The organism is Kushneria halocnemicola (assembly GCF_965650455.1).
Lineage (GTDB): Bacteria > Pseudomonadota > Gammaproteobacteria > Pseudomonadales > Halomonadaceae > Kushneria.
The window spans coordinates 50610-62529 of the sequence record NZ_OZ287968.1; the positions used below are offsets into that span (position 1 = coordinate 50610).

At 63.6% G+C, this 11920-nt stretch carries 8 protein-coding genes; 1 reads left to right on the forward strand and 7 read right to left on the reverse strand.

The window, feature by feature from the left end; translation table 11 throughout:
* Position 1: 1 nt before the first annotated feature.
* From hslV to ACS92L_RS00260, 4 genes are all read right to left on the reverse strand, one after another.
* Entirely contained in the window at positions 2–523 is a 522-nt protein-coding gene (gene hslV / locus ACS92L_RS00245) for an ATP-dependent protease subunit HslV (protein WP_438766238.1), read from the reverse strand.
* A gap of 274 nt (positions 524–797) precedes the next feature.
* Positions 798–1658, reverse strand: coding sequence for an SPOR domain-containing protein (locus tag ACS92L_RS00250; protein ID WP_438766239.1), 861 nt, complete (start codon positions 1656–1658; stop codon positions 798–800).
* The gene (argS, locus tag ACS92L_RS00255; RefSeq protein ID WP_438766241.1) at positions 1659–3344 is read right to left on the reverse strand and encodes an arginine--tRNA ligase; all 1686 of its coding nucleotides are present in this window, start codon (positions 3342–3344) and stop codon (positions 1659–1661) included.
* A 207-nt stretch (positions 3345–3551) separates the two neighbouring features.
* Complete coding sequence (locus ACS92L_RS00260; protein WP_438766242.1) at positions 3552–5786, reverse strand: primosomal protein N'; 2235 nt, start codon at positions 5784–5786, stop codon at positions 3552–3554.
* Positions 5787–6021: 235 nt separating this feature from the next.
* On the opposite strand from ACS92L_RS00260, the gene ACS92L_RS00265 reads away from it, so the two are divergent.
* Positions 6022–7293 (forward strand): malic enzyme-like NAD(P)-binding protein, encoded by a 1272-nt coding sequence (locus ACS92L_RS00265; protein ID WP_438766243.1) that lies wholly within the window; start codon positions 6022–6024, stop codon positions 7291–7293.
* Between the two features lie 89 nt (positions 7294–7382).
* On the opposite strand, the gene ACS92L_RS00270 is transcribed toward ACS92L_RS00265, so the two are convergent.
* From ACS92L_RS00270 to ACS92L_RS00280, 3 genes are all read right to left on the reverse strand, one after another.
* Complete coding sequence (locus ACS92L_RS00270; protein ID WP_438766244.1) at positions 7383–8171, reverse strand: DUF481 domain-containing protein; 789 nt, start codon at positions 8169–8171, stop codon at positions 7383–7385.
* 177 nt (positions 8172–8348) lie between these two features.
* On the reverse strand, positions 8349–9188 hold the full coding sequence (locus ACS92L_RS00275) for a DUF481 domain-containing protein (protein ID WP_438766245.1): 840 nt from the start codon (positions 9186–9188) through the stop codon (positions 8349–8351).
* A 59-nt stretch (positions 9189–9247) separates the two neighbouring features.
* Positions 9248–11779 carry a penicillin-binding protein 1A gene (locus ACS92L_RS00280; protein ID WP_438766247.1) on the reverse strand — a complete coding sequence of 844 codons (2532 nt, stop codon included), beginning with the start codon at positions 11777–11779 and terminating at the stop codon, positions 9248–9250.
* Positions 11780–11920: the final 141 nt, after the last annotated feature.

An 11920-nucleotide genomic window follows, 5' to 3' on the forward strand; every position in this document is an offset into this window, starting at 1 on the left:
ATCAGTCCAGTGATTCGAGCGTCACGTTGTGGTTGGTGTACACACAGATATCTGCCGCAATCGCGAGGCTCTTTTCAGTGATGTCACGCGCTGACAGGTCGGTATTCTGCACCAGGGCGCGCGCGGCGGCGTTGGCATACTGACCGCCCGAACCGATGGTGATGATGCCGTGTTCGGGTTCCAGCACATCGCCGGTGCCCGTAATGATCAGCGAGGAATGGCGGTCGGCCACGGCCAGCATCGCCTCGAGCTTGCGCAGGGCGCGGTCGGTGCGCCACTCCTTGGCAAGCTCCACGGCGGCCTTGGCCAGATGACCCTGATACTTCTCAAGCTGGGCTTCAAAGCGCTCAAACAGCGTGAAGGCATCCGCCGTGCCGCCGGCAAAGCCGGCCAGCACCTGGCCGCGATGAAAACGGCGGACCTTGCTGGCGTTGCCCTTCATGACCGTATTACCCAGCGATACCTGTCCGTCGCCGGCCAGGGCGACCTGTTCGCCGCGGCGAACGGAAACAATCGTGGTCATCGGCGCTACTCCAATGCGTTGGTGACATGCACCTGGTGACTTGAACGCAAACGGCGCGTACATCGTCTGCGTTTTGAAAACTTTCCCCTGAAGTGCGGGCTCTCGCTGCCCAAATCAAGCCATGACTCAAAGGGAAATTGACTGAAGTGTGCATGACGACCCCGGCGTGGCACGCTTTCAGCGCCATCAACACCTGGGGGCGATGCCCGGATTCATGAAAAAGGGTGCCTGCTGCATGGCAACAGGCACCCCTTGTGTCGGCAGGCGTCGGGTCTCAGCGCTGCTGAATCTGCATCGGATCGATGCCGCGGGTCTGCATCAGCCCCCGGGCGCGAGAAAGCTCACCCGAGTCCTGATAGGGGCCGGCCTGCACGCGGTGCCAGGTGGTACCGTCCGCCGTCTGGACCTGGCTTACCTGGGTGACAAGGCCCAAATCGCGCAGTTTGCCGGCCATGGCGTTGGCATCGCTTTGTGACTTGAACGACGCCGCCTGCAGCATGTAGCTGGGACCGTTGCCCGAGCCGGCGTTGCTGCTGCTTGCGCTTTCCTGCCGGGCCGGCGCGCTCTGGCGAGTGCTGGCCGATTCGTGGCGAGAGGCCAGCTGCTGGATGGCGTCATCGCTTTTGGCATTGTCCGAGCGCTCGGGCGCCGGTTCGGGCCGGGATGGCGGAGCACTTTGCTGCGACGAGGCGTTGCCGTTCGGGTTGCTTACCGAGGAGGTGCCGTCACTGCCCGCGATGCGCCTGGCATGCTGTTCCAGTACGGCGCCTTCGGTGCCGGGGCGCGGGGGCGAGCTGTAGTCTTCCACGTTCGGCGCGATCACTTCCGATTCGGGCAGCAGGGTGTAGAACTCAAAGGTCGGCATCTGACCTTCTTCGCTGTCCTGCTGTGACGCCTCGCCGTCCTGCGGCTGCTCTGCGCCATCGGCGCGCTTTTTGGCCACCACGGCGGCGACCTGGTCGCGCTTGGGCGGTGCATCGTTCTGGAAGTACTGGGCGATGGCAAAGCCTGCAATAACGCCGACCAGTGCCCACAGCCAGCCGGGAATATGGAAGCCGTCGCCGCCACCCTTTGCCTTGTTGCGTGATGTGGCGCCCTTGTCCGAGGGCGCCTTCTTGCTCTGGCGCTGTGCCATTTACATCTCCCTGGGGGCCGAAACGCCCAGCAGGTCAAGCCCGTTGCGCATGACCTGGCGTACGGCCAGACCGAGCGCCAGTCGCGCGTTGCGCAGATCGGCGTCATCGACCATGACCTTGACGGCGTTGTAGCAGGTGTGGAATTCGCTGGCGAGTTCCTGCAGATACAGGGCGATCTGCTGCGGCTCGCGCTGCTCGGCGGCACGGCGCACCGTCTCGGGCCAGCTGCCCAGCCGGTTGATGAGATCGCGCTCGCGAGCGTCTTCAAGCAGATGCAGCGATGCCTGCGCCAGGTCCGCGTCAAAGGCCCAGCCGTTATCAGCGGCCTTTTTCTCCACGCTGCATACGCGCGCGTGGGCGTACTGGGCGTAGTAGACCGGGTTGTCGCTGGACTGGGAGCGTGCCAGATCGATATCAAAGGTCATCTGCGAGGTGGCTGCGCGCGACACCAGGAAGTAGCGCGTGGCGTCACGGCCGACCTCATCGATGAGATCACGCAGGGTGACGTAGCTGCCGGCCCGCTTGGAGAGCTTGACCTCCTGACCCGAGCGGGTGACCAGCACCATCTGGTGCAGAACGTAGTCCGGCCAGTTCTTCGGGATGCCGGTATCCAGCGCCTGAAGACCGGCGCGAACGCGGGTCACCGTGGAGTGGTGGTCGGCGCCCTGTTCGTTGATGACGGTGGTAAAGCCGCGCTCCCACTTGTCGAGATGATAGGCGACGTCGGGCAGGAAGTAGGTGTAGCCGCCCTCGCGCTTTCGCATCACGCGATCCTTGTCATCGCCGAAGTCGGTGGTCTTGAGCCACAGCGCGCCGTCGGACTCGTAGGTATGACCGCCCTCGATCAGACGCTTGACCGTGGCCTCCACCTTGCCGCTTTCATAAAGGTCGGACTCAAGGAAAAAGACGTCAAAGCCGACACCGAAGGCCTTTAAATCAAGATCCTGTTCGTGGCGCAGCCAGGCGACCGCAAAGGCGCGAATGGCGTCCATGTCGTCGGAATCGGCCGCGGCCGTGACCTGACGGTCGTCGGCGGTGACGGTGTCGCCCTGCATATAGGCGCGCGCCACGTCCTGAATGTACTCGCCGCGATAGCCGTCGGCCGGCCAGGCCGGGTCGTTGGGCTCGATGCCCTTGATGCGCGCCGCCACCGACAGGGCCAGATTGTCGATCTGGGCGCCGGCATCGTTGTAGTAGAACTCGCGGGTAACGCTGTAGCCGTTGGCCTCGAGCAGGCGACACAGGCTGTCGCCTACCGCCGCGCCGCGGCCGTGGCCCACGTGCAGCGGGCCGGTCGGGTTGGCCGAGACAAACTCGACCTGCACTTTCTGACCCTGGCCGTCGCTGTTGCGACCAAACGCGTCACCGGCGTCAAGGATGTCAAAAAGCACTTCGCCGGCGGCGCTGGTGTTGACGAAGAAATTGATAAAGCCGGGGCCGGCAATCTCGACGCTTGAAATGGCGCTGGAGGCCGGCATCACGGCAATCAGACGCTCTGCCAGCTCGCGCGGCTTCATGTCGGCGGGTTTGGCCAGCATCATGGCCAGATTGCTGGCGTAGTCGCCGTGGGCCCGGTCACGCGCAACGTCGACACGTATGTCGGGCTCGATGCCGATGGGCAAAACGCCTTCGGCCTTGATGGCCTCAAGCGCCGTGTTAAGCAGTAGGGTGATTGTCTCTTTCATGCTGGCATCTATGGTCGTGGATGGCTGGCCCGACGCATTCGGCCAGGTCTTGAACTGCGCGCCTGATGACAGGTGTCCCGCTGACGCCGTCTGGATCAGACAGGGGCAGGCGCTTTGGCGCCCGCCATTATCGTTCAACCGTGGACAGTGTCAAAACCGGTATTGTGTCCGGGGTGTATCGCGTGCATGTGGCCGGGGCCCGTTGGCTCAGTACATTTCCTGCGGATCGATGTCGATGCTGTAGCGCAGGCGCCGGGCATCGGCCTGCCGTGACATCCACTCATCCAGCCAGGCGCTGGCCTCGTGCAGGGCACCGCGTCGGTCGGCACTCAATAAAAGCTGGGCGTGATAGCGGTTCTGGCGCCGCTCCATGGGGGCCGGGACCGGCCCCAGACAGTGCACGGCCAGGCCCCGCTCATCGAGCCACTTTCGTACGGCGTCTCCGGCCTGGGTGAACAGCTCGATGACGGCCTCCATGCGCGCACTTTCGCCGCGCATCAGCGCCATGAAGCGAAAGGGCGGCAGGCCGGCCAGGCGGCGCTCGGTCAAAAGCGACTCGGCCAGGGCGTCATAGCCCTCCTCGACCAGCAGCCTCAGGCTCGGGTCTTCGGGATGCAGGGTCTGGATCAGCACCCGGCCCGGATGCTGGGCACGCCCGGCGCGGCCGGCGACCTGGGTCAGCAGTTGCGCGGAGTGTTCGAGCGCGCGGAAATCGGCGCTATACAGCCCGCCGTCGGCGTTGACCACCACCACCAGCGTGACATGAGGAAAGTGGTGGCCCTTGGCCAGCATCTGGGTGCCGACCAGCAGGCAGGAATTGCCCTGGCGGATCTCGTTGAGCGTGTGTTCCAGCGCGTCACGCCGGCGGGTGCTGTCGCGGTCGATGCGCAGGATACGGGTGTCGCTGAAGGCCTCCTGCAGCGCCTCTTCGGTGCGCTCGGTCCCGGCGCCCTGGGGCCTTAAATCGGCGCTGCCGCAGTCGGGGCAGGCGTCCGGCACGCCGCGCTGCTGCTCGCAGTGATGGCAGATCAGGCGGTGCGGGTCACGGTGCAGGGTCATGCGGGCGTCGCACTGAGGGCATTCGGCCAGCCAGCCGCACTGATGACAGGCAAGCGTCGGTGCAAAGCCGCGACGGTTGACGAACACCAGCACCTGGCGCTTCGCCTGAAGGTGTTCCTTGATGGCGGCCAGCGCCTGAGGGCCGAGCCCGCCGCGCTGAGGTTTAGCACGTAGATCCACCAGCGACAGCGCCGCCGGCGCGGCGTTGCCGGCGCGGGTGGTGAGTCGTAAATGGCGGTAGTGGCCGTCACGCGCCCGCGAAAGACTTTCCAGCGATGGCGTGGCGCTGCCCAGCACGATAGGGATGCCATGATGCTGGGCGCGAACGATGGCCAGATCGCGAGCATGATAGCGCAGACTGTCCTGCTGCTTGAAAGAGCCGTCGTGCTCCTCATCCACGATGATGACGCCGGGGCGTGCCAGAGGCGTAAAGACGGCCGAGCGCGTGCCGATCAAAACGGCTGCGCGCCCCGAGCGGGCGGCCTCCCAGCTGTCCAGGCGTTCGTTGTCGTTGAGCCCGGAATGCAGGGCAATGACCGGCGCGTTGAATCGTTTTCGAAAGCGCGACAGCGTCTGAGGTGTCAGGCCGATCTCGGGCACCAGTACCAGCGCCTGGCCCCCGCGGTCGATGACCGCCTCAATCAGCTGCAGATAGACCTCGGTCTTGCCGCTGCCGGTCACGCCGTGCAACAGCGAGACCCGAAACCGATCCATGTCCTGATGAAGCTCGGCGAGGACGCTCGACTGTTCACGGTTGAGGGCGAGGGTGGGCTCGGCCAGTGTCGCGGCCGTGCGCTCGCCGGCGGGGGCGGCCACGCTCTCCTCGCGGCAGTCGATAAGCCCCTTGTCACGCAGGGCGTGAAGCTGTGTCCGGTTAAATCCCAGTGCGGTGATGGCCGAGGCCACCAGCCCGCGCGGGTGCTGAGCGATGGCGGCCAGCAGTTCGGCCTGGCGAGGCGCCCGTGACAGGGCCTCGTCCGACGCCCGGCCGGCATCGGTGATCAGCCAGCGCGCCTGAGAGCGTGCCTCCAGCGGCCGGCCCTGGCGTAGCAGGGCCGGCATGGCACTGTTGAGGGTCTCGCCCAGCGAGTGCTGGTAATAGCGTGCGGCAAAGCGGCACAGCCACAGCCAGTCCTCGGGCAGGGGGCTTCGATCGATCAGGGTTTCGATGCCACGCAGGCGATCAGGTGGTACATCGCTTTGATGTCGAATCTCGACCACCACGCCGACCACCGAGCGCCGTCCAAAGGGCACGCGCACGCGCACGCCGGCCACCCAGCCGTTGTCGGGGGTTTCCCGGCCGGGCAGATAGTCGAATACTCGCTTGAGCGGCGAGGGCACGGCGACTGCCAGAATCACGCGGTCAGGCCCGGACGTGGACACGGTCGGCTTGCTCCAGAGGTATAAAGGAAGGGGTTGGTCAGATCGCTTTTTAGCGGTCATTTCATGGGCCGCGCAGGGTAGCACGTTCTGTTATCCGGTCGTGACGGCGATCCCTTGCCACGTTTTTGTAGCGCTTTTGTAGGCGCTGTGCGTCCGGGGTTGTCAGCTTGTAGGGGCAGGGGTTTTTCGATACGCTCCGCCGAATTGATAATTGATTTTAGACCGAGTAATAGACATGTCCCAGGACAAGAGACAGGCCGCACTGGATTATCACGCTCACCCGATTCCGGGGAAGCTGAGTATCGAGCTTACCAAGCCCACCACGTCTTCAAAACATCTCGCCATGGCCTATAGCCCGGGCGTGGCCGAGCCGGTGCGTGAAATCGCCCGCGACCCGGAAACCGCCTATCGCTATACCGGCAAGGGCAACCTGGTTGCCGTCATCTCCAACGGCAGCGCCATTTTAGGGCTGGGCAATCTGGGGGCGCTGGCCAGCAAGCCGGTCATGGAAGGCAAGGGCGTTTTGTTCAAGCGCTTTGCCGGCATCAATGCCATCGACATCGAGGTCGACAACGCCGATCCCGGCGCCTTTATCGAGACCGTGGCCAACATCGCCTGCAGCTGGGGCGGCATCAATCTGGAAGACATCAAGGCACCCGAGTGCTTCAGGATCGAGCGCGAGCTCAAGGCGCGCTGTGATATCCCGGTCTTTCACGATGACCAGCACGGTACGGCGATTGTCACTGCGGCGGGGCTGCTCAACGCCCTGGATATCGCCGGCAAGACGCTGGAAGACGCTCGAATCGTGTGTCTGGGGGCGGGGTCGGCAGCGATCGCCTGCATGGATCTTTTGATCGCCTGCGGCGCGGCACGCGACAACATTCGCATGCTCGACAGCCGCGGCGTCATTCACGACGGTCGTGATGATCTTAACGAGTTCAAGGCGCGCTACGCGGCTACTACCTCCGAGCGCAGTCTGGATGATGCCATCGACGGCGCCGATGTGTTTATCGGTCTGTCCGGTCCGGATCTGTTTGCCGCTGAGCAGCTGAAAAAAATGGCGGCCAACCCCGTCGTTTTTGCCTGCTCCAATCCGGACCCGGAGATTCATCCCGATACGGCCCATGCCACCCGTGATGATGTAATCATGGCGACCGGGCGCTCGGACTATCCCAACCAGGTCAATAACGTGCTGGGCTTTCCCTTCATCTTTCGCGGCGCGCTGGATGTGCGGGCCCGCGAAATCAATGAAGCAATGAAGGTCGCCGCCGTCCATGCCCTCAAGGACCTCGCCCGCGAGCCGGTCACCGATGACGTGCTGACGGCCTATGAGCTTGAATCGCTCGAGTTCGGCCGGGGCTATATCATTCCCACGCCGCTGGATTCGCGCCTGCTTGATCGCGTGTCTTCAGCCGTGGCCCGTGCCGCAGTGGATTCAGGTGTGGCCACGAAGGCCTATCCGTCCCACTATCCGCTTAAAAGCGTCGAGGACGTCTACGGCGGCTGATCAAGTCCGCCGGGCGATACGAAAAGCCCCGCGACCTCTTGGTCGCGGGGCTTTTTCATGTCCGGCAACCGGCCTGGAAACGAAGGGCGTTAGAAGTCGTAGACCACCGAGACAGCCGTGGTGGTATCGGTCTTGTGGCTGGCGTCTTCGGGCGGGTCGTCGTTGAAATCGACATCGTAGGACAGACGCATCGCCAGGGCGTCGTTGATCGCCACCGTCATCGAGGTCTGGGAGCGCATGATGAGGTTGAGTCCGGTGGCTTCCAGTACCAGATCCTGACCGAAGGTGGCCGTGTCGGAGACCTGCCAGCGATAGTTCAGCCCGCTGTAGGCCAGCGCCCGATATTTTTCGCCGCCGCCGTCGGTATAGCTGTCGCGACGCACGCCAGGGCCTGCCTCGATCGACAGGGCCTGTGGCGGGCCGCTGAGCAGCTGACGACCGTAACCGCCGGCCAGCGTGCTCTGCGAGTTGTAGCCGGCGAAGCGGTCCTTGCGCCAGCGCGCCAGGCCAAAGAGATAGTTGTCATCGCTGAGGTTAAAGCGGGTGCGCCCGCCGAGATTGTAGTTCTCGGCCGAGGTGTCGTTGTCATCGCTGGCGCTGTTGATACCGGCGTAGAGATTCCACGACCAGGGGCCGTCATACCAGGTGAGGTTGGTGCTGGTACGCAGGCTGGAGCTGTTGCTGTTGCCCGAGAGTTTCGTGTAACCCAGCGAATACTCGCCATCGAAGTACTCATCGGCCTGAGAAGCACTTTCAAGCGTGGAGTAGCCGGCAAAGTTTTCGTTATCGGCGGCCAGGCTCTGCCCGCAGGGCAGTACGGTGGCCAGTAGCGGCAAAAAGACGGCAAAAGAAAAAGAACGTGTACGGCGTGAACCCATGATGGTGACAATCTCTCAAGTACCGATGCACTGCGACAGCAGCTGTAGTGGTGGTGTGGTCCCACAGCGTCTCCCCGGAGCAGGCGCTGCGCGAGCGCAGTGTGCCCGGAAGAGACGGGGTTTAGGGTGATGTTTTGTGAGACCTGATGTCTTCGTGGGCCGAAACGTTGGCCGGCGTTAGAAGTTGTAAACCACCGACGCTGCCGTGGTGCGATCGGTCTTGGCATCCGCCTCGCGCGGCGGATTGGAGTTGCTTTTGATGTCGTGGGACACCCGCAGCGACAGGCTGGAATTGATGGCAACCGAGATGGCCGAGTAGGCGCGAAGGGTCACGTTGTCGTCGGCGCCTTCGACCGAAAACTGCTGAATGAAGCTGGCCGTATCCGACAGCGACAGGGCGTAGTCGGCCGCCAGATAGCCCAGCACCATGTGTCGGCTGCCGCCGTTTTCGTAGTCGTCAAAGCGATAGCCCGGGCCCGCCTCCAGCGACAGCGCCTGAAGGTCGGTATCAAAGATCTGGCGACCGTAGCCGATGATGGTCGTGAACTGATTGTCGTAGCCCGAAAAGCGCTCCTTTTCATAGCGCGCCAGCCCGAAGAGGTAGTTGGGAGAATCTCCCAGCGAGTAGCGCTCGCGCTGACTGAAAAGATACTGCTCGGCAGTGGTGTTTTCGCTGTCGCTGACGCTTTTCACCTCGGCGCGGGTGGTATGTGTCCAGGCCTGGTCGTACCAGGTGATGCGACCCTTGCCCAGCAGCGTCTCGGTGTTGGTGTTGCCGGACAGCGAGGTATAGCCAAGCTCGATGGCACCCGAAAAGGGCACGGCATCGTCGCTGGGCGGCGGCGGGGCATAGAACAGCGAGTCGGCCGCCCGGGCGCTGTTGTGCCAGCAGGCAAGAGCGACCAGCACAAAAAAGCCGATACGCCGGCGCAGGGCCGGTAACGGGCAGGACAGAGCAACCGGCGCAGGCGCGGTCGTGACATCGATGTTGGCGTGAGCGGGTGGGCGCATGGTCATGAAGTTTCACTGCGGTTTGAATACCTGCCCGGTTGTGCCCGGGCAGGCATATGGCACGATCAGAAAATGGCGTCGTAGCTGCCGGTACCCTGAGAACCGCTTTCTGATTCAAGTTCAGGACGAATCGAGCGCTGCTGATAAGGCGGCAGATTGTCCTTTCTAAAGATCTCGGTGATGCCGCCGCCGTCTTCGTCATGCAGACGCTTGCCGGTATCGGGATCGATACGCACCGTCACGATATCTTCGGGCGCATTCGGCGTGGCCTCGGGCGTGCCCTGAAGCACCGTGCCCATGAAGTCGTTCCAGATGGGCAGCGCGGCCTGGGCGCCGTATTCGGCAATGGTTTCGTTGGTGTCCTTGCCGACCCACACGCTGGTGGCCACGTTGCTGTTGAACCCGGAGAACCAGGCATCACGCTGATCGTTGGTGGTCCCGGTCTTGCCGGCGATATCCCCGCGATTGAGCGACAGGGCAGCGCGACCGGTGCCACGCTCGATCACATCGCGCATCATGGTGCGCAGCATGTACACCGATTCGGGCGAGGCCACGCGCTCGGCAATCGGATAGGTGCGCTCACCGATGGTGACGGTGGCGTCCATCGGATCGCACTCGCGACACGCTGCCGGCGGGTTGGTCTCTTCCAGCAGGTTGGGGCCATCCTCGCCCTGAGTGACGCGCTCGATGAACCACGGCTTGATGCGGAAACCGCCGTTGGCGATCTCGGCGTAGCCGCGGGCAATCTCCAGTGGCGTCAGCTCGGCCGTGCCCAGCGCCAGCGACAGGCCCTGGGGCAGCCGATTGCGCTCAAAGCCCATGTTCACCAGAAAGTCGATGGTGTTGTCCAGACCCACCGACTGCAGGGTACGAATGGTCACCAGATTCAGCGAGCGATACAGACCCACGCGCAGACGCGTGGGGCCGCCGAAACTGCGCTCGGAGTTCTCCGGGCGCCAAGCGTCCTGATTGCCGATACCGGCCTGCACGATCGGTGCATCATTGACGATGGTGGCCGGTGTCATGCCGCTTTCAAGCGCGGCCAGATAGATGAAGGGCTTGAAGTTGGAACCGGGCTGGCGGCGTGCCTGGGTGACGCGGTTGAACTTGCTGCTGGCGAAGCTGAAACCGCCCTGCAGGGCTCTGAGCGCGCCGGTCTGCGGGTCCAGCGACACCAGTGCGCCTTCGGCCTGCGGCATCTGTGCCAGGCGCCAGCCGTCACCGCGGGTGCGCTCCATGATGCGAACCAGATCGCCGCGATCGGCAATCTGTCCGGCACTGCTCGGCGCCGCCGCACGGCCACGCGGGCTCAGGTAGCGTGCCGCCCATTCAAGGCCCGGCCATTCGATGGTGATGACCTCATCGTTGTCATCAAGCACACGCATGGTGCGGCCATTGGTGTCGATCACGATGGCCGGCTGCAGCGGGCCCAGACGCGGCGTGGCGTCCAGCACGCGCTGCCAGTTGCTGACATCGCCGTCGATGCCGGCCACGGTGGTCTTGCTGCGTGCCGCGGCCTCGCGGGCAGTACTTTCGACTTCCGGTGACTCGGAGAGCTCTTCTTCAAGTCCGGCCCGGTCGGTGCGGTCCTGGGCTTCCGAAAGGCTGGCCGGAATGTCGCTTTCTTCTGCGCCGCGCCAGCCGTGACGGGTGTCATAGTCCACCAGACCGTTGATCAGCGCGTTGCGGGCGGCTTCCTGCATCTCGCTGTCAAGGGTGGTGACGATACGGTAGTTGCCGGTGTAGGCGTCGTCACCAAAGCGCTCGACGGCGTACTGGCGCGCCATTTCGGCCACCCACGGGGCCTGAACGTCAGGCTGGGTGTGATGACGACGGGTTTCGATCGGCGCCTGAACGGCGTTTTGATAGGCGTTCTGGTCGATCAGACCCAGCTGGTTCATGCGCAGCAGCACCCAGTTGCGGCGAATCAGCGAGCGCTGAGGACTGCTGATCGGGTTCAGGCTCGACGGCGCCTTGGGCAGCCCGGCGATGGTGGCCAGTTCCGGCAGGCTCAGCTCGTTGAGCGGCTTGTCGAAATAGGCCTCGGCTGCCGCACCCACACCGTAAGCGCCCTGACCCAGATAGATCTTGTTGACGTAGAGCTCGAGAATCTGCTGCTTGGAGAGAATCTGTTCCATCTGCAGCGACAGCAGGATCTCGCGAATCTTGCGGGTAAAGGTCTGATCAAGCGTGAGCAGGTAGTTACGGGCCACCTGCATGGTAATGGTGCTGCCGCCGGAGCGGATGCGACCGCTGGTGCCCAGCTCCAGGGCGGCGCGCATCAGGCCGCGCGGGTCCACTCCCGGATGCTGATAGAAGCCGGCGTCTTCGGCGGCCAGCAGGGCATTGATGAAGTCCTGAGGAATCTCGTCTCCCTTGACCAGCTGGCGGCGCTGAGCGCCGAACTCACCGATGAGCTTGTCATCACTGGTATAGACCCGCAGCGGCATCTCGAGCTGGTAGTCCTGCAGCTGATGAACGTCGGGCAGGCTGGGGGCAAAGTAGAGCGCAGCGCCAGCTACTGAAAGCGCAATGCCCGCCGTGATGGCAAGCAGCAGAAAAAAGAGGTGGAAAACCAGGCGCTTGATGAACGTCATGTAACACGTGTTCCGTCAATGAGGCGGGCTTGGGTCCGCAGGACATCGGTGACCGTCTGGCGTCGTCGTCGAAGACCGCGCGGGAATAAGGAATCAGCAAGCCGGGCATTATAAGTAGCCGGTGCCAGGGCGACCAGCGTT